The organism is Paraburkholderia strydomiana (assembly GCF_031456815.1).
Lineage (GTDB): Bacteria > Pseudomonadota > Gammaproteobacteria > Burkholderiales > Burkholderiaceae > Paraburkholderia > Paraburkholderia caledonica.
The window spans coordinates 21,039-43,486 of the sequence record NZ_JAVDVL010000005.1 but is presented as its reverse complement, the minus strand read 5'-3'; the positions used below and the strand labels follow the sequence as shown (position 1 = coordinate 43,486).

The 22,448-nt window shown below is 58.3% G+C and carries 24 protein-coding genes; 12 read left to right on the top strand and 12 right to left on the bottom strand.

The window, feature by feature from the left end; genetic code table 11:
- Positions 1–66: 66 nt before the first annotated feature.
- Positions 67–750, bottom strand: a complete 684-nt coding sequence (locus J2W46_RS15280; protein ID WP_310355229.1) for a response regulator transcription factor — start codon at positions 748–750, stop codon at positions 67–69.
- A 1,348-nt stretch (positions 751–2,098) separates the two neighbouring features.
- Between J2W46_RS15280 and J2W46_RS15275 the strand changes: the two genes are divergently transcribed.
- Positions 2,099–2,824, top strand: a complete 726-nt coding sequence (locus tag J2W46_RS15275; RefSeq protein ID WP_310354782.1) for a GntR family transcriptional regulator — start codon at positions 2,099–2,101, stop codon at positions 2,822–2,824.
- Here J2W46_RS15275 and J2W46_RS15270 read toward each other — a convergent pair.
- The 7 genes from J2W46_RS15270 to J2W46_RS15240 all read right to left on the bottom strand — a co-directional run bounded on the left by J2W46_RS15270 (position 2,733) and on the right by J2W46_RS15240 (position 9,635).
- The gene (locus J2W46_RS15270; protein ID WP_310354780.1) at positions 2,733–3,014 is read right to left on the bottom strand and encodes a hypothetical protein; all 282 of its coding nucleotides are present in this window, start codon (positions 3,012–3,014) and stop codon (positions 2,733–2,735) included. The genes J2W46_RS15275 and J2W46_RS15270 overlap by 92 nt on opposite strands.
- 814 nt (positions 3,015–3,828) lie before the next feature.
- Positions 3,829–5,109, bottom strand: a complete 1,281-nt coding sequence (locus J2W46_RS15265) for an MFS transporter (protein ID WP_310354778.1) — start codon at positions 5,107–5,109, stop codon at positions 3,829–3,831.
- An 80-nt stretch (positions 5,110–5,189) separates the two neighbouring features.
- Positions 5,190–6,299, bottom strand: coding sequence for a Rossmann-fold NAD(P)-binding domain-containing protein (locus J2W46_RS15260; protein ID WP_310354776.1), 1,110 nt, complete (start codon positions 6,297–6,299; stop codon positions 5,190–5,192).
- Positions 6,300–6,316: 17 nt separating this feature from the next.
- Positions 6,317–7,609 (bottom strand): ATP-grasp domain-containing protein, encoded by a 1,293-nt coding sequence (locus J2W46_RS15255; protein WP_310354774.1) that lies wholly within the window; start codon positions 7,607–7,609, stop codon positions 6,317–6,319.
- Positions 7,610–7,643: 34 nt separating this feature from the next.
- Positions 7,644–8,345 carry a class I SAM-dependent methyltransferase gene (locus tag J2W46_RS15250; RefSeq protein ID WP_310354773.1) on the bottom strand — a complete coding sequence of 234 codons (702 nt, stop codon included), beginning with the start codon at positions 8,343–8,345 and terminating at the stop codon, positions 7,644–7,646.
- A complete protein-coding gene (locus J2W46_RS15245) occupies positions 8,338–9,126 on the bottom strand; it encodes an aKG-HExxH-type peptide beta-hydroxylase (RefSeq protein ID WP_310354771.1) in 789 nt (262 codons plus the stop codon). Before J2W46_RS15245 ends, J2W46_RS15250 begins: the two co-directional genes overlap by 8 nt.
- 371 nt (positions 9,127–9,497) lie before the next feature.
- Positions 9,498–9,635 (bottom strand): hypothetical protein, encoded by a 138-nt coding sequence (locus tag J2W46_RS15240; RefSeq protein ID WP_310354768.1) that lies wholly within the window; start codon positions 9,633–9,635, stop codon positions 9,498–9,500.
- Positions 9,636–10,549: 914 nt separating this feature from the next.
- Here J2W46_RS15240 and J2W46_RS15235 point away from each other — a divergent pair.
- Together J2W46_RS15235 and J2W46_RS15230 are read left to right on the top strand one after the other, a co-directional pair.
- A complete protein-coding gene (locus J2W46_RS15235; RefSeq protein ID WP_310354759.1) occupies positions 10,550–10,753 on the top strand; it encodes a hypothetical protein in 204 nt (67 codons plus the stop codon).
- A gap of 124 nt (positions 10,754–10,877) precedes the next feature.
- On the top strand, positions 10,878–11,207 hold the full coding sequence (locus J2W46_RS15230) for an HdeA/HdeB family chaperone (protein WP_310354757.1): 330 nt from the start codon (positions 10,878–10,880) through the stop codon (positions 11,205–11,207).
- 980 nt (positions 11,208–12,187) lie between these two features.
- Here the strand turns inward: J2W46_RS15230 and J2W46_RS15225 are convergent.
- Positions 12,188–12,655 (bottom strand): cupin domain-containing protein, encoded by a 468-nt coding sequence (locus tag J2W46_RS15225; RefSeq protein WP_310354767.1) that lies wholly within the window; start codon positions 12,653–12,655, stop codon positions 12,188–12,190.
- Positions 12,656–13,360: 705 nt separating this feature from the next.
- On the opposite strand from J2W46_RS15225, the gene J2W46_RS15220 reads away from it, so the two are divergent.
- Positions 13,361–13,564, top strand: a complete 204-nt coding sequence (locus tag J2W46_RS15220; RefSeq protein WP_310354765.1) for a hypothetical protein — start codon at positions 13,361–13,363, stop codon at positions 13,562–13,564.
- Positions 13,565–14,558: 994 nt separating this feature from the next.
- Here the strand turns inward: J2W46_RS15220 and J2W46_RS15215 are convergent.
- Positions 14,559–14,762, bottom strand: coding sequence for a hypothetical protein (locus J2W46_RS15215; protein ID WP_310354764.1), 204 nt, complete (start codon positions 14,760–14,762; stop codon positions 14,559–14,561).
- A 550-nt stretch (positions 14,763–15,312) separates the two neighbouring features.
- Here J2W46_RS15215 and J2W46_RS15210 point away from each other — a divergent pair.
- Positions 15,313–16,089, top strand: coding sequence for a sulfite exporter TauE/SafE family protein (locus J2W46_RS15210; protein WP_310354763.1), 777 nt, complete (start codon positions 15,313–15,315; stop codon positions 16,087–16,089).
- 518 nt (positions 16,090–16,607) lie between these two features.
- On the top strand, positions 16,608–17,462 hold the full coding sequence (locus J2W46_RS15205) for a CPBP family intramembrane glutamic endopeptidase (protein WP_310354761.1): 855 nt from the start codon (positions 16,608–16,610) through the stop codon (positions 17,460–17,462).
- Between the two features lie 420 nt (positions 17,463–17,882).
- Here J2W46_RS15205 and J2W46_RS15200 read toward each other — a convergent pair whose 3' ends face one another.
- Entirely contained in the window at positions 17,883–18,260 is a 378-nt protein-coding gene (locus tag J2W46_RS15200) for a class I SAM-dependent methyltransferase (protein WP_310355228.1), read from the bottom strand.
- Here J2W46_RS15200 and J2W46_RS15195 point away from each other — a divergent pair.
- From J2W46_RS15195 to J2W46_RS15185, 3 genes are all read left to right on the top strand, one after another.
- A complete protein-coding gene (locus J2W46_RS15195) occupies positions 18,198–18,542 on the top strand; it encodes a hypothetical protein (RefSeq protein WP_310355258.1) in 345 nt (114 codons plus the stop codon). The two genes, J2W46_RS15200 and J2W46_RS15195, sit on opposite strands and share 63 nt — an antisense overlap.
- Positions 18,543–18,768: 226 nt before the next feature.
- The gene (locus J2W46_RS15190; RefSeq protein WP_310354759.1) at positions 18,769–18,972 is read left to right on the top strand and encodes a hypothetical protein; all 204 of its coding nucleotides are present in this window, start codon (positions 18,769–18,771) and stop codon (positions 18,970–18,972) included.
- 124 nt (positions 18,973–19,096) lie between these two features.
- Positions 19,097–19,426, top strand: coding sequence for an HdeA/HdeB family chaperone (locus J2W46_RS15185; protein WP_310354757.1), 330 nt, complete (start codon positions 19,097–19,099; stop codon positions 19,424–19,426).
- A gap of 748 nt (positions 19,427–20,174) precedes the next feature.
- Here J2W46_RS15185 and J2W46_RS15180 read toward each other — a convergent pair.
- Positions 20,175–20,315 carry a helix-turn-helix domain-containing protein gene (locus tag J2W46_RS15180; protein ID WP_310354755.1) on the bottom strand — a complete coding sequence of 47 codons (141 nt, stop codon included), beginning with the start codon at positions 20,313–20,315 and terminating at the stop codon, positions 20,175–20,177.
- Positions 20,316–20,591: 276 nt separating this feature from the next.
- On the opposite strand from J2W46_RS15180, the gene J2W46_RS15175 reads away from it, so the two are divergent.
- The 3 genes from J2W46_RS15175 to J2W46_RS15165 all read left to right on the top strand — a co-directional run bounded on the left by J2W46_RS15175 (position 20,592) and on the right by J2W46_RS15165 (position 22,060).
- Complete coding sequence (locus J2W46_RS15175; RefSeq protein WP_310354754.1) at positions 20,592–20,789, top strand: hypothetical protein; 198 nt, start codon at positions 20,592–20,594, stop codon at positions 20,787–20,789.
- A gap of 42 nt (positions 20,790–20,831) precedes the next feature.
- On the top strand, positions 20,832–21,848 hold the full coding sequence (locus tag J2W46_RS15170) for an alpha/beta fold hydrolase (protein WP_310354752.1): 1,017 nt from the start codon (positions 20,832–20,834) through the stop codon (positions 21,846–21,848).
- 71 nt (positions 21,849–21,919) lie between these two features.
- The gene (locus J2W46_RS15165) at positions 21,920–22,060 is read left to right on the top strand and encodes a hypothetical protein (RefSeq protein WP_310354750.1); all 141 of its coding nucleotides are present in this window, start codon (positions 21,920–21,922) and stop codon (positions 22,058–22,060) included.
- The last annotated feature ends 388 nt before the right edge of the window (positions 22,061–22,448 follow it).

The following is a 22,448-nucleotide window of genomic DNA, read 5'->3' as shown; positions in this document are numbered from 1 at the left end:
CGAGCTGGGGATCATTCTGGGGACGCAGATTTAGCAAAAAGTTAGGGCTTTAACCTGTCGCCTAGTTCAGGCGGCCGCCGCTTCCGTTTGCCGCGAGTTCATCACCATCCAGCCCATGCCGCGCACATTGCGAATGAGCGATTGGCCGAAGCGCTTGCGCATCGAATGGATCAGCACATCGACGGCGTTGCTTTCCACTTCGCGTCCCCAGCCGTAGATACGGTCTTCAAGCTGACTGCGTGAGACGATCGCGCCGGGCCGCTCGAGCAAGCTGTGCATCAACGCAAACTCACGCGCCGACAGCGAAGACGCCTTGCCATTGCAATGCAGCGTGCGTTTCTCCAGATCGAGGCCGAGCGATTCGTCGCCGATACGCGACGTCGCGTAGCCTGCCCTGCGCCGCAATACGGCACGCAGACGGGCGCACAGTTCGCGCACGTCGATAGGCTTCAGCACGCAATCGTCGGCGCCCGCGTCGAGGCTGTTGACGCGGGAATCGATATCGTCGCGTGCCGTCAGGCTCATCACTGGCACGCGATTGCCCGACGAACGAAGCGACCTGAGCAGTTCGATTCCGCCGAGGTTCGGCTGTCCGACGTCGAGCAGCACCGCGGCGTAGCTGGTGGATTCGATGGCAACACTTGCCGACTTGCCGTCACGAATCCAGTCGACCGTGTAGTGCGCGTCCTTCAATGCGCGAAACAGGCTTTGACCAATCTGCAAATCATCTTCAACCAGTAGAACTCGCATCATTTCCTCTATACGTAGGCGCAAGCGTCCGCTCGAAACAGGTTCCGAACGCTTGAAGTGACTTCCCCGTTTATTTGGACGACGTAACAGACGATCTATCAGTCCGAGACGCACGATCCGGGCGCCCTTGATTCTTATCTTGATAGTGGGACGCAGATGCGGATCGTGCAGCGTTATCGGGAAGCTACGCTAGGCCTGACAGAGTTCTTTGTAGTTGTGGTACAGCATTACTCCGAAGTGAGTGAATTTTAGAGAGCCCACTTTAGACCACAATAAGGGTTAACCCTAGTCCAGAAAGCGAAATTCACTGATGTAGCGGTCGCTACATTACGGTGGGCCTTGTGGCATCTACATCTAACCAAAATATCCTTATATTTCAGCGCAAAAGCATGTACGTTCGTGAACCTGATGGTGACGTCGTGTTGAAGCTTGGGGCGAATCAATAATCCTGAACCGTGTCGACCAAAAGAAATCCGACAAGGAAAAGAACAAAAACGACATTGGGTGGAAGCGCTTCCTGGTGCATCGTACAGCAGTGCATATAAGTAGCGCGTCACACGTTACCGTCTCTATGCTTGGTTACGTATCGCGCTATTCATCGCCGTTGGGCACCCGGCTACTGCACGTTGTGCCGTTCTCTTTACGGCTCGCCTAACGAGATTCCGGGGACCGTTCATCCGGGCGCTGCGCGCCCAACGCCAGCCAAAGCAGGGCGGCGCCCCGTGCGCAAAGGCCGCTCGGCGCCCGAACAGGTGGCGAGCCTCCTGGGCCTGACGCGCCGGATGGCGGCGAACGGCGCCCCTTCGATGCCGCCGATCTCGCGTGGCAGGAATCTCCTGGGACAAAGCGCCCGACAAAATCGCCGCGCGGTTGAGCGACACCCGTGCACGTGGCGGCGCCGACTCCGTCGCGTTCGCCATTACCACGCCGAGCGGCACGCCGGTGGTGGACAGCTTCGAGTGGCTCGGACGCTTCGCTTTGTGCGCTGCTTCGGCAGCTGGAACCTCGTGTACGCCATCGAGGTTTGTCGCTGGCACGGGGACTACGCGCACGTGCTGATGTTCGAACGCGGCATGGGCGTGCCTGTCTCAATCACGCCGACGCCGTCGTGCTGTGGGCACGCAATCCGGCGCGCACGTGGCTCCCGCGGACGTCGACCGCTCGTCATCGTTAGGGCCCGCGCTGCCGATGTCGACGCTCTCAGATCACACGCCTGTCTTCCCGGCGCACGGAACAAGCATTAAACACAATGAGCGGCATGCGTCCAGCGCCGCGTCACGCACTACTGTAGTTTTTTTTAGTACACTCACCCCACCTCAAACCTTTGAAACGATAGCGAGGCCGTGAGATGGGGTTGCTTCAGGGCGTGGGCGCAGGCAATTTACGCGAACAGGTTGTCGAGAGGGTGCGCGCGGAGATCGTATCGGGGCGCGTTCCGCCTGGCAGCGTGTATTCGGTGCCGGCCCTCGCGACGGACCTCGGCACCTCGACAACGCCCGTGCGCGAAGCACTGCTCGAACTGACGCGCAGCGGCCTGCTCGTCGCGATGCGGAACCGCGGCTTTCGCGTCGAACGCCTGTCGCTCGACGCGCTCGACAACCTCTTCACGATGCGCGAACTGCTGGAACGCTATGCACTCGAAATGCTGGCTCGCCAAGGCCTGAAAGATCGCGAGCCTATGATCGGTCTCGCGGATGAAATCGCGCATGCAGTCGAAGCCGGCGACGTCGCCACCTACATTACGAGCGACCGCTCGTTTCACGAGGCGATGGTGAGCCAAGTCGGCAATCCGTGGCTGACGAAGATGGTCATGCAACTGCGCGACGACATGCGGCTCTACGGAATCCATTCGCCTGAAGGTCTTGAGCGGCAGAAGGAATCCGTGAAAGATCATTATCAGATGGTGTACTTCGCCGAAAACGGCGAAGTCGAGAAAATTGGTGCGCTGATCAGCCGCCACATTCTTTCGTGGAAACCGCTGTTCAAGACGGCACTCGATCGTTTCGAAAGAGTGCCTGATGTGTCACCGCGTGCGACCGCCCTTTCATCAGCAGCGATGCACCTACGCCGATGATGACGCGCACTGCGCCCAGCATCTGTTCGTGTCCGATCGCGTCGCCCCGCATTGCCGCGATCGCCATCGCCAGCACGGGAATGAGGTTGAGGTAGGTGGTGGGCTCGCGAACGCCGGTCTTCTGCGTGGCGCGCGTCGAACACAGATAGCCGATCAGCGTCGATCCCACCTCCAGCGATGCGAGCGCCATGACCAAGCTCGATGGCAGGCCGTGCGGCACGTCAATCGCGAACGTCGCCGAGGATAGACATGAAAATTGAAACGGAAGTCTTGCATGTTTTCCCAGGGCCCGCTACCTCTTCGAAAGTGGACGGGTCGCCGACCATCGTGAACGAAAGGCGACACCATGGTCGCGAAGCCAGGCACGACGGCGGTGGCCACTTCCATAGCGAGCACGCTCGGCTTTCCGTAAAGCGCCTTTAACGCGGCAAAGGCAGTATTGGTCATTGTGGTGCGGCACCAAGCATCGAACCGGTACCCAATATAAGCCCGCGCCGCAACCGGGCCATCACGAAGACGGCGCTGACGCAGTCGCCGAGAATGGCGCCTCGCCCGGCAGCAGAATCATGCTGTTTACCAAGGTTCCACCGCTCACCCCACTTCGAACATCAGAGAAACAGATAGGGCAGTAGCGTTGACGCTGTTCACCCCGGGATCGAGCGGTCAGCGCCCTCCTCCGGTGTAACTTTCCGTATGTATGTGCATCAGATCCGTGTCGAGGTAAGGCTTCGCGTAGGCTCAGGTCCAAGCAGGCTAATAATCAGCGTCTTCGCGGTGCCGGAAAATGAGTATGAAATGGCACCGCGCTCCATTCTTTCCTGTGCGCGCTGACCAGCGAAAGCACCGGATATTCAACGAGTTTTCTTAGTCGGCACGTATGTTCATGTCAATTGCGGTGCAATTAAGATCAACTGGAAAGACAGGTTGCGCAACCGGCTGATTCTCTACTGCAGTCGCCAATCGAAGAACTGGTTCTGCCGGTGCGTGTCTGCGAAGTATCTCGATCAGGTTTCGACATGGGCCGTTTCCGGCATGCGTACAACGACAAGCAGCGAGACGACGGCAGCGGTCATCAACAGATAAGCGGGCGATAGTGGGTTGGCATCGAGGTGCATGAACCACAGCGCCGCCAGCGGTGTCAGCCCGCCCAGCACGCCAAAGCCGACGTTGTACGCGAGCGAAAGCGTTGTACATCGCAAGTCTCGCGGTAGCATCTCGGCCATGTAAGTTGGTGCGACGCCTACGAAGCAGCCGATGAGCGCCGCGAACACGCATTGACCCGCTGCGGCGAATATAGGATTGAGGTGGTGCATTAGCCAGAAAAGCGGCAGCCCGAGCACCAACAGCGCCGTCGCAGCAGCCGACAGAACCGGCCGGCGTCCGACCTTGTCCGAGAGCGCGGCCGCCATCGGGAACGTGCCCATCTGGATCGCCACAGCCAGCGTGTTGATATCGAGCGAGATCGACGCAGGCATATGCGCCGTCTGTCGGAGATAGGTTGTCGAGAACACAAAGCACAAGTAAAAGCCAATCGATCCGACGGCATTCATGCCGATCAGTCGCAGCATCATGCGCCATTGCGTGCTCAGTGATTCACGCCACGGCGAAAATGATTTCTTCGCCGGCGCCGCGTTGTCGGCAATCGTGCGCCGGAGATACAACGCGATCGCGCTGATGCCGAGGCCAATCAGGAAAGGAATGCGCCAACCCCACGCGTGGATCGATTCGCTGCTCAATACGGTCGTGAGCAAAGCACCGACGGCGGAGCCGGCCAATGTTCCGCCCGCCGCGCTCATCATCGCCGCACTGCCAACCAGGCCGCGCCGACGTCCGCCCGCCTGCTCAACGAGAAACGTGACGGATGTGCCCATCTCCCCAGCAACCGCGAGACCCTGCAATAAACGCAGCAAGACGAGAAGCACCGGCGCGAACACGCCGATCTGCGCATAGGTCGGCAGCGCGCCCATCATGAATGTCGGTACGGCCATGCAGACGACGGAAGTCCACAGCGCCGCACGGCGGCCAAACTTGTCGCCGATATGCCCGAATATCAGCGCGCCGAACGGGCGCACGACAAAGCCCACCGCGAATGCAGCGAACGACCCCAACAATGACGTAAAATGGTTTTGCGAAGGAAAGAACAGCGTGCCGATGGTGGCCGCAAAAAAGCCGTACACGGTGAAGTCGTACCACTCCATCGCGTTACCAATGGCACCTGCAATAGCACCCCGGTATAAGCTGCGTTTCGCTTCGGGTCCGATAGTTGCATTCACAAGCTCCGACATACAAGATCTCCGTTTCGTCAGATCCGGTGCGCTCACGCACCGGCGTCGCTATGGGACGAACAGACTATAACGGTCGAGATTTAGTCGAGAGTTATGGCTACCTTTGCGGGGTCCATCTTGATGCTGCCGCAAGCCGCATGAAACGCGGCGACTACGCGTTGGAAAGGGGAAGCGTCGTACACTCCACCCGCGAGCAGGAAAGAGCACAGGTACGGAAAAATCTGTTCACTGAGAATCTCGCTACACTCAACAGGCAACATCGCGGTGATGTTGTCGATCGCCATGATGTCGATACCCGTTTTCGTGCGGCAGACGGGCGCTGCAAAGCTGGTCGGATCCGAATACAGCGGAATCGGATTGCGTGGATGCGTCGCTTCGCAGCTGATATCGCCAATCAACCTGGTTTTCGTCTGCGGACCGATCATCTCTTCGCTGAGGAATAAGGGCGTGTCATGAGCTAGTTTGATGCAGTTGAATATCAGTTCATATTCGTGCAACTTCTCTCGCACTTGCAGGTTCTCGTTCGTGATCTTCGGCGAGCAGACGTACTCAAGCCCGATTGCATCGAGCAGCCGGGTCACGCCGCGACCCGACTTGCCGCGGTGCCCGATCACCAGAATGCGGGGCGGCCTGAAATCCCGTTGAACCAGATGGCGCGCATAGGCGATCAGTTCGCTCACCCCCGCGAATTCCGAAGGTACGCGATAAGGCACGGCTTCGCCCTGCTGCCTCTGCTTCCAGATCGCGATGCATGCCAATGCGGCGGCGATCCCTGCGAAGTAACCTGCGCCACCCGTGACAAGTTGCGCGCCGAAACGGTCCTTGATCTGTTCGAGGTCATAGAGCACTCCGCCGCCCCGTCTGAATCGTTCGAGCAGTGTCGCCGCACCTCGCTGAAGCTCGTATGCATGCGCGAAGTACATGTGTCGATGCCTGAGCGCAAAGGACTCTTCGGGCAGTTCTTTCAGGCCAAGAATCAGCGCGTCACGGTGTGCAAAACGCCAACTGCCATTCGCGACGAGTACGCACCCCTGCTCGTGCCACGCGGAGTCGGGGAAGATCCGCTCCGCCGACGACTCGACAATCACGCGGCAACCGTTCTTCACGAGGATGCCGGCATGTACGGGAATCAACGGCGTCCGGCGCTCATTGGGCCGGGATTCGGCGCGTAGCCAGAGAGTCTGTGCCATGACGAATCTCCTTTTGTTCAAACTGCCGCGTGTTGCCCGGCGAGATCGATACGTCCCGTTGCTTCGGTGAAAAACGATCTCTCGATGTCACGAAACATCGCGTAGTCACGTTCGAGCACCGCCTGGCTGTCCGCTAGCAGCATCGCGTAGCCGGGATGACCGAGTGCGTAGCGTGTCTGCCTGAGCAACCCGCGCGGCGCGATCGCCAGCTTGATGCTCATGAGACTGGGCACAACCAGAAAGCGCTCGAGATCGAGCGAGCCGTTCAATTGCCCGGACACGTCCGACGACATGTAAATGAATCGCGCGAATCGCTGAGGCGCCAGTTCACACAATGCAGCCTTGCGAGAAAACAGATGCGGCGCCACGATGCTGTCCGCGAGCATGGAAATCTGGCTGAAACCGTTGCACTCTTCGACGACCGCGAAGTCGATGCCGCCCGCGAGGCGCGCACCCGTTTCAATCAGGCGCGGTCCGTTGGACGTCAGCATGACTTCCGTATGCGCGGGACCATTGCCGATCTGCAATGCGTCTAGTACATCAAATGCGTAGGCAGTCAGGTCCGCAAATTCCGGCGCGTCGCGGCTCAACAGATCGGAGTACTCATCGACCAGATAAGTTTCTTCGTGATGGTTGACGTCGTGCCAGATATCAGTGACGAAGTGCGCGCCGTCGACGGATACTGTGTTGATGACGTAATGCCTGCCCTCCAGACACTCCTGAATGACATACTCGTCCTTGATCTCGCCGACGACATTGATGCGATTGATGTTGCGCTCGAATACATCGGTGATCTGGGCCTCGTTCTCACAGACGCCGACGCCGTCCGAATAGCCGCCCAAGGACGGCTTCATGACGACACGCCTGAAACCGCAACCGCGATACCATGCCTTCAGCGCATCGAGACTGCGGGAATAGAACTGCGCGGCACATGGCACATCCTTGCGTCGCAAGGCATCGACCATGTGATACTTGTGGCGATGCAGCAGCGAACTGCCTGCGGGGTTGCGCGGCACATCAAAGTGCTGGGCTAGCGCATTGGCAGCGATCACGCCACCGTCGCCTGCCGCGACGATCGCCTTGATGCTGTACTGCTTCAACTCGCGAACCACTGCTGCGATCGCAGCGTCGTCATTTGTGCGCAGCCGATACTCGTGCGTGCACCAGCCAGGGCAGTCTGAATCGGCGCTCGCAGGTTCGCCGCACGCGACATGAATGCACTGATAGCCCCGCCCTTGTAGCGCCGGACCGATGTAGTAGCCTTTGCGATCCGCGCCGACGATCACGATTGCCTGTCTCTGAAGTTTCATCTGCCAAGCTCCATGTCGAAAATACGAACGACAACTACGACTGTGACTTTCTGATAACGACTACGACCTGTCCGGGTCGCGTTGCCGATTCCGTCGGTAGCGTTGCCAACAAATGGTCAAGACGCCAGCGCACGTAATGATGCGAGGGCAGTTTTGAAAGCCACGGCTCGTATGAACCGAGCCATTCGTTCACGTCCCATCTCGCGATGTCGAGTTCGTAATGGATTTCCGCAGACGCCGCCTTGAAGTCGACGAGTTCCAGGATTTCACCGGACGACAAACCCGTGCGATGAAAATAGCCGAAGCTCTGAATCATCGCATTGGACCATTCGCACAGCAGATACGTCGTGCGCTGCGACGCGATGGCCTGATCCCACCACGGCTCGCAGACCACGATTCCATGCCGCGCAACTCGCGCCGCTTCCCCGACGGCATGCTTTGGATTGGGAATGTGATGCAGCGAATTCGCCATCAGCACCCAGTCGAACGAAGCATCGTCAAATGGAAGATGACGCATATCACACACTCGAGCATCGACACCGGCGTTTTTCAACTGCAAAACCGAAGGTTCGTGTGTATCGACGCCTGTCGCATTCACGCGATGGTTGTGCGCGAGTGTCAGAAGTTTGCGGCCATCGCCGCAGCCCATTTCGAGCAGTGTCGATGGAAATGGCTTTAGTTGCAGCAGGCGCTCGACCAGACGCTGCTGGAGCGCGCCAAGAGCAGACTCACACATGACAGACCGTCTCCTTCATCGCATCGAAAAAGTGCTGCCCGTGCGCAGTGAAATTTGCCGATGACCGCAGCACGGCATCGCCTTCCATGAACTTGCCGAAATACACGCCCTCTCTGAGCGCAAACGACAAAGGCAGCTCGGACAGACTCATACGGCCGATCTGATCCGCTGTCAGACCGAGCGAACTCGCATCGTGCGTTGCGCGGATACATTGCGGCGCATTCGCGTATGCATGCAAAAGCCGGAAGAACACGAAGTGCGCATGTAACACGCCTTTAACGGGCCTTAACGTCAAACGGGCCGGCGATGGCGTGAGCGTAGCGCCATTGGTGACGAGCGGATCAAACGTCATTAGCAGATTCAGCCAGGTATGCGCAGCTTCGTGAATCACGCGATCAAAATAGAAAAATCGCTCGCTCGATTCGGTTACATTCAGCGGCGGACGAACCACCACCATGCCGAAGGCAGAGAGACTCGACGCCGCTTCTGCCGAGAACGTTTGCGGCATCAACTGAAGAACGGAAACGATACTGGCAAGTTCGTCTGCGAGATTCGGATTGCCTGTCGCGATCAGCGCGTTCAGTTCTGCAAGCTGACGGCGGGCGGATACTGCCAACGACGGATCGATTCCGTCTCCTGCGCCGCCATCTTCTACGTTCGTAACGAATTCCAGGAACGATGCCTTGGACCGCGAGGCCGCGCGCTGCGCACGCATAAACGAGCGGGCGACGCCATCGACTTTGTCGCGGATTTCAAAGATATCGCAATAGGGTGCACGCATTTGGTTACGCAATGCGTGGCAACATTCGGCGACCGCACGTGCATCAGAACGTGCCATCCCCTGAAGCAGACCAAAGTATGCGAAATAGAGATTCGGCGAATATCGACGCGATACATCGAGTTCATCAATTTCAACACACAGATCATCGAGATCGCTTTCTGGTATCGCACGGCCGATCTCCCGAAGTAGCTTGTGCAAGGAGTCACGAACTCTCACCTGCAAGCCGGTTCTTAGCGATTCGCCGCGTCCGGCTACGGGAAGAACGAGTTCCCGCCATCCAGAGGGCTCGTATAGCAGTTCAGAAGTGAATTTCATGGCGGCAAGTGGTGCGGGGAAACGCAGAGATCATGTTTCCCCGCACTCCCATCACATCACATCAGATACTGCACGGTCGGAATGAGATCGGCGCCGTCGGCGACGATGCCCTCGGGCAACGTAAATTCCTTCTGCTGCGGTGCGATGAGATCGTTGATGGTGTGCTCGGAAGCCAGCTTGGTAGTGGTGCTCATGCGTATTCTCCAAAGTAAGGAACGGTGGATCGGCTTGATCTTCCGATTGAAAATCAGCCTCCGTTACTCAAGATACGCAGCGTGTGTTAGCGCAGAATTAGGTTGCTCAATCCGCCTGATCGCCCCGACAACGTACGCATAACTGGCGAGGGACCTACTCGTCGATTGATCCGGCCGACAACCTTTAGTTCGGCCATGTCAAATATTGGCAGAACGATTATTACGTCGACTACAACGCCGCAAGCAACGGTCGAGCGCAAGTCGTTGCAAACTGCACACCTCTATCCTCAAAGCTGAACCAAAAACTCCAAAACGGTCCACGCAATTGCAGTACGGCCCGCAACCAAGCCAGCTGGCCGCGCCAGATCCCGAACGCAGGCAATTACGACGTGTAGCGCTACAACATCGTGGTACCAACAGCGATTCCAGTATGGCGCTCGATGTCGCGGGACAGGCCACCGTGGTCAATGGCACCATTGGCACAGGTGGATCGGTCAAGCTGACTGCCGCGCCGATCGCCGTACCCGTGAGCGAACCGACGGCCGTGACAATGACCTCGTGCAGAGGTAGTTGCGCTCGCGCCGAGAACGTCAAATTAGTACAGGCTAACGAACGCACCATACGAGGCTGGAGGAACAGCCTCCAGAGGGAGGATTTTCCGGCCTGTCGAACGTCATAACCACGCGTAGCTAACATCACCGGCATCAACGAACATCTGAAGTGAGTTCCGTTTCAGGAGGACGACGAACTCGCGGAAGCTGGCACCGACTATCAGTGAACGGGAGGATAAAAGCTGCTATGAATTTTTTGATAACCGTGAGGCTGACGAAGGGTCGTCGGTGAGGTGGGGATAGATCATTTTTTGCTAAGTCTAGCGGCCTATCCTACGCATAAAGCAACGTACAGGAGGAAACATGAGTGCTCTCGCCGACGGGCGGCTTTATACACTGAGCGAGATTGCCGCTGACTGCTTCAATGTCGATTTTCCCAAGGCCGATGCGCCAGAACACTGCGTTTTGGTCAGGCCGGCCGACATCGTACGCGCACTCGAAAGCGCGTACGACATGGGCCTGATCGCCGGCTATCAATTGACACGTTCGAGAACGCTTCGTTCCTGACGTAATTTCCAACTCACTGTGCGTCCTTACGATGCACACATCATTGCAGGGCCTACCGTAATGATGCTCACGACTCTGCCACCTGCAACGTAGGGAGAGTTATAACACTATCTTGGAGAAGTTCATGAAACGCATCGCAGTTGCCGCCGCCGTTCTGGCCGGTCTTTGTCTGTCCCCGTTTGCGCTCGCACAGGCTGACAAACCCATCAAGCCCGCAACGATGAGCTGCGGCGATTTCCTCGCTGTCGAAGATACGTACAAGCCTGCGCTCGTCTACTGGGTGTCGGGTGCCGACAAGCTCGGCGTGCAGGAAACGGTGACGACGGTCGTCGATACGGCAACGCCTGTGGCAGCCATCGTCGGCGAATGCGAGCGCACGCCAAAAGCGTCGTTCGCGAGCAAGGTGCGCGACCTGTACAAGGCTGGCCGTATCGCGCTCTTTAGCCATACCTGATCGCTTCGCTGCCGCGCTAACTGCCGCGACAATCCTCCGAAAGCTTGCTGATCCGCTCCTAGTCTTCCGTCGATGGCGCGTCGCATGAAGCATCCTTGCTCCGCGCGAAAATGCTCCGGCAACGTGCTACCATCGGCGGACGCGAGCGTCATCGACTTTGGACTGGGTTGCGCTTGCAGCGACGAGGACACGCCGGCTAAAACCAACGCGACGATGAAGTTCCGTCGGCGGCAATTCATTCGTTCTCCTTACTGACTGCGGCGGTGGTTCATGCCAGACCCGGCGCGACTTGCGTGGCGTTCTACCCTACCGCGTTGTAGACGTCGTAGCGCACGATGCCCGCGTGCCCGCTGAGCGCCACGTCCGCAAGGGCGAAGTTCTATGACAGAGGCAGCACCGATGGCACAGCTTCAAGATAATCTACGGATAATCTACCCACTGTTTCAAATGATGGCCTGAAGAAACCAGCAACACTTGCCCTCGTCCATTCGCCTCAAGGGTGCGCTGGTGAACTGAGCGTTCTGTCATGCGTTGATGTCGTCGGACGAAAACAGAATACCGGCGCGTTCCACGCCGAGCGTATCGTCATACACCGCTGCTTCCGTCCTGCCGTTGCTGCGCCCGTCTCCGGCGGAGACGACGAGCTTGCAAGTGACACCAGCGCCATGGCATGCGTTAAAAGGTACGGCTGCCTCGACGATGCGCCCATATGAGCCCTCGCGGCTTGACGCGCTCCGCATCTCTCATGCTTTCACTGTGGACGCCCAGCAGAACGATGGCGTTGCGCACCCTCCATTCGATCGGTTGATTCTCGATATAAGAGCACTGCAAGTGCCCCAGCATCTTACGCCGATGAAAACAACGATCACCGCGCCAAGCAGCGTGCATCCTGTGCGATGCGTTTTGAGCACCATGCATGGAGCGGCGACGATGGACGTCATATCGCTATCCGATATGCTTCGTTTGACGAGGTATTTGCTTCACGCAAGCGGCGCTGACGGGGCGAACTCGACATCCCATCGTTCACCGAAGTCCCTGAGCGCGTCTGGATGTGGCCGCCCGTCAGCCACCAGACCTCTCAATTCACCGAAGAACGCTTCTGCATCGAGCCCTGGCGTGACGAGAATCAACATGCGGGAAGTCTCATTGCCGATGTTGACGAAACGGTGCGTGCATCCGGCTTTCGCTACGACCGTTTGGCCCGGATGTGCAAGGATGCGCACGCCGTCCACCTCGAAGAGATACCGGCCGGTCATGACGTGATAAATCTCGGTCTGGCTGAGGTGCCGATGCAGCGGTGCGCCGCAACCCGGCCTGTCCGTCGTTTCGATCAGCGTCGCGCGGCCGTCCGTTGCCGTACGATCGATGCATACGCGGGCCGTGAAACCGATCGACGGCATGGTGATCGTGTCATCGGCGAAGTCTGCTTTGATAAGGTCCTGTTTCATGACGCTTCTCTCGTTGGTTTGTCGTAACGCACGTAAGGGTGCGGACGCCGGACGGCTCCTCATGAGCGCACCATGCAGCCAAGACCCATCCTAGAGGTGCAGAATTAGCGCAGAATGACCGCGCAAAGCCTGCCCCACTTTTTCGATTCCTGCCTCGCGCCTGACCTGCACCAACGTCGATTCGCACCGCCTTCTGGACGCCCTGCCGCTTCCCACGGGTGATACGCCCGCACGCGCAACGCTTACTCCTCGCCCATGTGCCTCTGCTGCATTGGTTCGCCGAACTGGTCCGGACGTGTGCTCCCGAGAGCACCCGATTCGACCTCGGTTGGCCGCGGAGTGCCGCACGGGGTACTCAGCTTGATCGCGCCGTGCACAGGTGAGCATTGGCACGCACGGGCGGCGGCATCGCAGAAAGGAGCCCCACGCAACAAGCTGTCCGCCAGGCGTGACCAAAAACCCGACAATATGATCAACCGCCGTACTGAACGTAGAGAGTCCGTCGCCTTTCGCGACCCGTTGGCCGGAAGGCGCCTCGATCATGTCCAAGGATACTTCTTCCATGTCCACGAACATGGATGCGACTTTGCCGACGGCCGGATCGTCGCATTGAGTCACGGTGACCGCACGAGCGGCTACCGCGGTGATTTGGCCTTGTGAGTCATTGAGGCTGCTTGGGTCTTCGCCCTCCGCTTCGGCATCCGAATGACATCTGCCGTTGACCAGATTGGCCTTGGCGATCGCGCCCCTCACGGGCGCGGCGCACTGATGACCAAAAAAGCGCGCTTGATACACCGTACTGCTGCCGAAGCGTTGCGCCGGTTCGGCCTCCTCCTCAGGAAACATTTCCAGCAACAATATGGCGGCTGCTTGATTCAAATCCAGTCCCGCAGCTTCACGTCTTCGTGACTACCGTAGGACGATGCCTCGCAGCGGAGACGATGACCTTACTGTCATGCGGTTGCGCCACTGGCGCGCACCGTGCCTGACCTCGCGCGTCAAGAAACGATTCCACGACGCCTAGGCCCGATGCGGTTTGGCAGAATTGCAAAGAAACTGCGGCAGGCCGATCTTCTCGTCCGCTTCGGGACTGAACCAGCCCGCGGGCGAGGATGTGTTGAATGCGTACGCGAGTGTGGCCCGCTCAAAAAGGAACGGACGCAATGCGCGGGGCCGCAGGCGCGCCTGATGAGTGCATGGAGACCTGCTAATCATTTGACGGAACAGTATGACGCAGTGTGCACGTCGAAGGACCACTGCGCGGCTCAACGAAGCCGTGCGCCAGACGTTTCAAAATGGCGAGCCGCGGCAGTTCATGGGCGTGCGGTTTGGGCAAAAGTGCGCAAAGTCCGAAACCTACAAAGTCGTCACGCGATACGAGCGTTTGCCACGTGCACAGCGTCGAGAACTGCGTTCAGCCCCGCAAAACAGGATTGCAGGTGTGGTCGGGCTCCCCCAAAGAACTTCTCAATTGCGCGTTACAAGATATTCTGCTTGTCAAAGCTTGGCAGCCCGTCGGGACGTCCACTCACGTGCTCGAAAAAACTCCTTTTCGGTGCTATCGAAAGTCGCGAACACGAGCAGGCGCAAATAGCAGAATTAGCGAACCATCGATCAACCTGCTTGTTGCAAGAACGCCGCGCAGTCAACTGGACGTTCAATCGCTCAATGCCTTCCCTTGCGGGCCTCCCACGGATTTGCGCCACTGGCGATATTTGAGGTCACCTCCAGCAATAATCGTAAACAGCAACAGCTCACGCTAGCGCTTGCCTGCGTCATCTGGCTGATGGCGACAAGCTCGCGCGTCCGTTGTCTGAAATCACGCTTGCAGGCTTCCCTGGCTGCGGCGGTACGCAGCGACTGCCCGCGCTGATCGGCGCTTCTCCCCGCCAAGGCAATAATTTCACGGATCAATCGCTATCGGCATCGGAAGCTCAGCCATCGGCCTCAGAATCAGGTCGTCGATGCCGGGGAACCGCAAAGTCATGTCATCCGGTTCGCAGAATACCGGCGTGCAGGCAAAGCGCAGGGTGTCGGAGATCTTTGGGGTACGCCCGCTCAAGATCACGCTGAAGCGGCGTCTTTTGCGCGCAAAACGCAGCTTCAAGGGGACTCGAGTGCGCGTCGTCCCAGCGGCGCGTGTTGTGATACTGGAATAGCCGCACATCGTCCGACAGACTGGTTTCCCGCCCCGGCGACTCGCCACGGTAACGGCGTCACATCCGGAAGGTGCACAAACTCAAAGCCCGTCCATACCCCGGCTGTCGAAAGTAAGTGCTAGTTGAAGCAAGCGCGGGTTCGGGTCGGCCGTCGATCAATCACAAACCGTCGAGCCCATATCTCGGGCGACTGAGAAGACGCAAATCGTACCTTTCACGCTGTAAAATCCGCTATTTGTTCGACTTCGTACGAGGCTGAAGCTGCTCGATAGGTAACCTTCTAGTAAATTCTACGTTTGCTCTCAAATTGACGCCCTGGCGTGCGCGTAACTTTCGACTAAGTCTGCCTGCTTATCTTTGCCGCAACCCAAGCGTGCCGGGTTCAACATCCTCCCTGCGATGTGTCGGCTATCTGTTATTGAGCCTTTTGACACATGAACCAGCGATCCGATGGAGTGCCACTGCCGCATTCAACCTTCCACAACGTCAGAAATCAGCATGCATATTACACCCGCTGGCGCGCTCATCGTCGTTCTCACCGGGCTTGTCTCAGGTTTTCTCAATGCCGTTGCGTCATCAGGATCGGCTGTGTCTTTGCCTATCCTAATGTGGACCGGCCTTCATGCGATCAATGCCGATGCGACGAATCGCATTCCCGTCTTGGTCGGCGCAATGTCTTCGGTCGTTGGCCTCGCTCGTCGAGGTGCAATACCGTGGAGAAGGGCTCTCCTCGTATCAACTCCGGCCACTCTAGGTTCCGTCATCGGCGCCCTGTTTGCAGAATCTCTACCCAGCCATGATATTCGTATCGGAATCGTTGGCGCGGTTGTAGTCACGCTGGCGCTCTTGCTGACGAAGCTTAATGTCCTTCTCAAGTCCGCTGCACCGGAAACCGTCAGACTCGGCACGCGGCCTTTCGTGATGCTTTTCCTGGTAGGAATTTGGGCCGGCCTCATCGGCCTGTCGGCGACATATACGCTTTTGGTACTTGTCCTTGCAATGCGCATACCTGTTGTCGAGGCGAACGCGATCAAGATTTTTGTGCTCGTTCCGGTAACCGCCGTGGCCATGATGGTATTCGCCGAGAAAGGAAGCATCGACTGGAGCGTTGGCGGTGTGATGGCGCTAGGCAGTGTGGCAGGCGGACTGCTGGGTGCACGGCTTGCAGTGTCGGAGCAGGCGCGGCGATGGATTGTCGGGTTACTCGTGCTGGTCACGCTGGCAGAACTCATACATTTGCTGGTGCAGTATTTTTTTCATCTCAGAATTCAATGATGTCTGCCATCTGCGGATGATCTGCATCGCCCAGCGCAAGATGCCGGTGTTCGCCAAGCGATAGTCGATGCTAGGGACGCCGTTGACGTGCGAGCCAAACGGGAATGCGCGCAGCACATGAAAAACATTCGGCAGGAAAGCTTGACGGGGTACATCTTGTCGCGGGTTAAGCGATATGGCCTATCGCGCGGAACTTGTGTTCCATCAAATCAATTCTCCTGTAGCGAGGCGACTCGGCTCAGCAGCTACGCATTTCGTCGTTCAACCTGATGCGCGGCGCTCGCAAGCACCAAGGCAACGGCAGCCGGGTTCGTTCCGCATAGATCTGTCAACGCTGAAGGTGATGCCAGCACAATGATGGGTGAACGGTCTGGCCACTCATCATCTAGCGACGGGCCTCGAAGACCGACCAAAAGTTCATTAGTCCGCCTGTCGACGACGTGTTTCGATCCGATACACAGTTCACACGCAGCTTGCGTCAAGCATGCCCCCATCCATCCGCAAAGGAAAATGTGTCCATGATCTCCCTGCCCTTCATCGCGCTCTTTCTTGCTGTTCCAGCCGCATGGACATCGGCCGCACGATGGCTCGTGCCGAGCCTTCTGGCAGTCATATATTTCGCTGCGTTTGCCAACGGCCAGCTTACTCCGCTGGCTGCAATACCGCTCGCCTTGTTGTTGGTCGCGGCGTTTGCAGTCGGACCACATCGTCAGGCCCCGACGCGTTATGTGGGTCACGCTTTGTTCATTGTTTTGGCCGCGGCGTTGAGCATGCACTGGCTACCGGGTTTTCATAACCCGCGTGTAATCGGACCCGAGCGTTTTACGGCTGATGCCCTACCGTTCACCATGTATTTGAATCTCGACAAGCCGCTTGTCTGCTTCTGGCTGCTGCTCGCGTTGCCCTGGATGCGTCCACGCAACCCTGTGCTCACTTCGATCCAGGCGGGGACTGTGGGCATGGCGGCAACGACTATCGTTTGCCTGTTTCTCGCGCTCTTGCTTGGAACGGTCCGATGGGAGCCTAAGTGGCCTACGTCCACATGGCTCTTCATGCTAAATAACCTGCTGCTTGTGACGGTGACCGAAGAAACGCTTTTCCGGGGCTATATTCAGGGAGGTTTGTCACGTCTACTTAGACACCTCGCCCATGCGGACATCATTGCGCTGGGCATTGCATCGATTGTTTTCGGGTTAGCCCATTATTCTGGAGGCTGGCAATGGATTGTGCTGGCAAGTATCGCGGGCCTTGGCTATGGGCTGGCGTACCGCTTTGGCGGATTGTCCGCCGCGATTCTCACGCACTTCGGACTGAACGCGGCACACTTCCTTCTTTTCACTTACCCGATGCTTCAAGCGCCCGGGGCGTCGTGAAGAACTGAGTGGAAAAACCGACCGATCAGTTGCTCCCAGGGACAACGCTGCTGGTCCCCAAATCGCGTGGTCGGCAGAAGAACGAAACGGGTAACTCGACGTGAGCCGCTTACTTGGAGGAAGAAAACTAGACCGTCGACTGCTCTTCCGTTGTTTCGTTCGCAAACCTCATGTTGAGATTACGAATGACAGCTACGCCTGTGAACTTCTGATAAGGACGAGGACGTGACCGGGTCGCGTTGCCGATTGCGTCGATCGCGTTGCCCAAATGGTTAAGACGCCAGCGCACGTAATGATGGGAGGGCAGTTTTGAAAGCCACGGCTCGTATGAACCGAGCCATTCGTTCAATAGCCGAAGCTCTGAATCATCGCGTTCGACCATTCGCACAGCAGATACGTCGTGCGCTGCGACGCGATAGCCTAATCCCACCACGGCTCGCAGACCACCATTCCATGCCGCGCAACTCGCGCCGCTTCCCTGACGGCATGCTTTGGATTGGGAGTGTGATGGAGCGAATTCGCCATCAGCACCCAGTCGAACGAAGCATCATCAAATGGAAGATGACGCATATCACACACTCGAGCATCGACACCTGCGTTTTTCAACTGCAAAAGCGAAGGCTCGTGCGTATCGACGCCTAAAGCAACGGAGTATGCTTCGCCGCACTTTTCGAGCCCGGCCGGCGCGGTAAATCCGGCGCGGAAGTGGCTGGAACGTGGTGTACCTCTACCTCCATGACCATGGTCGTCGCTTTGACGACAGATACGGCGATCGGCGCGGCAGTCAGGTTGGCACATCCGCGTGTGACACTGGTGCCGTTGGCCGACAGTCTGGAAATCATCCCTCTGGAGGCTGCTTTGGGCATCCTTCAAAAGGCTCGTCAGTTAACCTGCACAAACTTGTACGTTTTCAGCGTAAGCATAACCTCTCCGCTCGAGGTCATCGATCACCGCAAGCCGCACGTCGCTAACGTTTTCACCGACATCAATGGGCATCTGCAGTTAGTTCCGTTCGAGGAAGACGACGATCCGTCGGAGCCGGCACCGCGATGCCGAAGACAGTTTACTTTACGTCGATAGTGCTTTGCGGCCCTTCGCATTTGTGCGGCTGAACAGCCGTTCTTCACTATCCTCGCGAAGCCAATCACAATCATTCAGCGATTACGATAGCGAGCAGCAGCATCATGGCCCCTATGGCCTTGATGCTGAATGTGATCATGGAGAAAGGCCATCGGCAGATTAGTTGAATCGCTTTTGCTAAGTCTAGCGGCCTATCCTACGCATAAAGCAACGTACAGGAGGAAACATGAGTGCTCTCGCCGACGGGCGGCTTTATACACTGAGCGAGATTGCCGCTGACTGCTTCAATGTCGATTTTCCCAAGGCCGATGCGCCAGAACACTGCGTTTTGGTCAGGCCGGCCGACATCGTACGCGCACTCGAAAGCGCGTACGACATGGGCCTGATCGCCGGCTATCAATTGACACGTTCGAGAACGCTTCGTTCCTGACGTAATTTCCAACTCACTGTGCGTCCTTACGATGCACACATCATTGCAGGGCCTACCGTAATGATGCTCACGACTCTGCCACCTGCAACGTAGGGAGAGTTATAACACTATCTTGGAGAAGTTCATGAAACGCATCGCAGTTGCCGCCGCCGTTCTGGCCGGTCTTTGTCTGTCCCCGTTTGCGCTCGCACAGGCTGACAAACCCATCAAGCCCGCAACGATGAGCTGCGGCGATTTCCTCGCTGTCGAAGATACGTACAAGCCTGCGCTCGTCTACTGGGTGTCGGGTGCCGACAAGCTCGGCGTGCAGGAAACGGTGACGACGGTCGTCGATACGGCAACGCCTGTGGCAGCCATCGTCGGCGAATGCGAGCGCACGCCAAAAGCGTCGTTCGCGAGCAAGGTGCGCGACCTGTACAAGGCTGGCCGTATCGCGCTCTTTAGCCATACCTGATCGCTTCGCTGCCGCGCTAACTGCCGCGACATCGGTCGCGGCTTTTTCATTTCTGCAGGCGTCCAGCATCCTCCGAAAGAAGCCACTGGCCGGCGAACGGTATGCCGCTAGGTCGGCATGTGCACATCGGACGATCTCACAGGACCTGTGCCAGTCCGTTGGCATCGGTTTGAGCCTGAATCACCATTGCATCCTTTGATGCGGACGGTGCCACATGTGGAGTGTCGGGTATATGACCTGGCCGCGGCGATTGAGGTCACACCGGTGAGTCCCGGCCGGTATGAGCCCATCGCCAGCTTTCGAGGTAGCTGTCACTGACAACGCAGGTGTGCCCGTGGAGTTGATTGAGGCGAGTCCGTCTGATGCCGAGATTTGGGGCTGTGCCTAAACCGGACAGCGTGCCGGCCTATACGAACAAGTACCAATGTGAGGTCAATGAATGACCAACTCGGCGCCCGTGCTATCGCGCCACGCGACGCGGCCACCGATTTCGCGCTCAAGTCAGGCGCTTAGCCTCAGATGTGACGGATTTCTCACGAATCTCGGCAAGCCTCTACTCCGAATTCCCGTCCTCCAGTATCGTGCTCCGAGGCGGGGCTATGCTATCGGGTCAGCCGCTAGAGGTGCGCGCGCGAGCCATCGGCACACGCTGACCCGGCAGCACCGCGCGCAGCGAGGCACGCGTGGTGTAGCAGACGGACTCCAGGTACGCCATCTCTTCGCCGTGCGCGCACGGCCTGGGTAACACTCAGCACGGGATGCTGAGCCGATAGGCGCGACGCGTGGCGTCGTGTTCGAGGAAACCCGCGTCGACGTGCGTCGTCGCGAGACGACTGACCGCCGCTTTCGGCAAACCCGTGCTCTCGACGAGGTCGCTGTTGGTCAGCACTGTCGCGCCCGGCCCGAACGCACGCACGCACGCACGCACGCAGGATATCGATGCCGCGTTCGAGCGAGCCGTTCAGCGACGGATGGGGTTCGGATGGGTCGGTTCGAGTAAAAGACGGATTGGCGTTTATCGCGTCAGTGCCGATCATCTTAACCGAGGCACCAAGCACTTAATTCTCACCTCATTCGACGCCAGCATCATTGCACCGTGGCCAGACGCTCTCGCATCGCGCCACGCATCAAATGTGAAAACGAATCGCAGCCTCAGGACTACATCATGGATTTCCAACCGACTTTCGCCGTTTTCTGCGCACTCGGATCGAGCGTCTTTGCCGCATGCGTCGTGCTGGCATTTTTCCTCGATATGATCGACGCCCGTATTCTCAAACGTCAGACCCGCCCCGCGACCAAGCGCGTAAACAAGGAACCTTCGCCGACATCGATGGGTGAAGAAGGGCCGCGGCTGTATCTTTAAACCGACGTTCGACAGATACCGCCACGCGAAAGGAGCCGACACATGAACCACCTGCTCAAGATCATCGCGATTTCCTCATTGCTGGCCGGCACGTTCAACCGCCCCGTCGAGGCGAAAACCGTCATCTTTCCCGCGGAAAACACGTGCCCCGTTCTCGCGGACCGTCCGGACAGGAACCCGACGATCCACGAGCAGATCGCGCATACCGCGCGCGGCGACATCGCGTATTACCGCTTCGGCAAGGGCAGCCCGATCGTGCTGCAAACCGGCTATCGCGCGACGCTCTCCGAATGGAACGCCGCGTTTCTCGCGAGCCTCGCTAGGCAGCACGAAGTGATCGTGTTCGACAATCGCGGCATCGGGCGCTCGGAGCCAGATGCGTCGGCGTCCACCGCGAAAGGCATGGCCGACGACCTCGACGCGCTGATCGGCACATTGAAATTGCGCGATGTGACCGTGGTCGGCTGGTCGATGGGCGGCGCGGTCGCTGCGCAACTCGCGCTCGATTACCCCGCAAACGTGCAGCGCATCGTCTTGATGAGCGCGCCCGCGCCCGGACGCCTCGGCGTACCCGTCGCGCCCGACGTGATGGCGACTCTCTCGGGTGCGCCCGGCACGACCTTCGATGACGTTATGAAACTGCTGTTCCCCGCATCGGCGGTGAAGGCGGCGTCGAAGTGCTTCCGCCAGAACATGTTTGTGCCTGCCGACTACGGCAATCCGCCCGTCCCCGCCGCTGTGACGGCGGGCCAGTCTGCGCTGCTAGCCGCATGGGAAAAAGACAATGCGGCTGCCGATGCGCTGCCGAAGCTACGCATCGATACGCTGGTCTTGTCGGGCGCCAACGATCAGGTGCTGCACGAACAGAACGGCGAGGCGATTGCGAAAGCGATCCCGCGCGCGGAGTTTCTCGACGTCAAGGGGGCTGGCCACGCAATGATGTTCCAGTATCCCAACGCGCTCGCCGCAGCCGTGAACCGCTTCATCGCGCAATCGCCGAATAGCCGGTCAATGCCCGAAGCCGTTCGCCGCGATCCGCTAACCGACGTACTGCACTAAGACCGCATGCTTCCGCGTCGTAGGATGAGCGCTCAACCGCGGTGGCGCGAGAAACGTCTTCGTCATTCGCAATGCGATTCGCCGCCTCTTCGAGCGCGGCGTTGTATGGACGCGGAGACACCGTCGACTACACGATTCCAGAACTTGCAGATCCGCCGGCTGCGTGCGACGAAGCGCAGAAGCACGCGATACTGAAAGATCTGGAGGAATAGTTGCCGTATAACTGACCCAGCGACAGCGACACACCAAAACGAAAAACGCCCACCGTTTATGGTGGCGTTTATATTGAGGCCGCTCAGCGATCGCGCGGGAGCGCCCAGAAACTCTTGTTCAACAGCGTCCGGTTCAGGCGCAATTCAGTACGAGCATCTTCAGCCTGCCGTCGCTCGGCGGCCTGAAACTCTTCAATATCGGCGCTTCGCGCGACGCTGTCGCGGCTTTTGAGACGTTCGGCAAGAAGCGGGCGCCCCGATCAAAATGATCGCGTCGAGATTCAGGTCCGCCAAGACCCCGCCTCCCGTGAATACTGATAGGTCCACCGTATTGTGAAGCACGAAGTGTCGATCAAGGAGCAGCCGTCGGCCACCGGCATCGATCTGC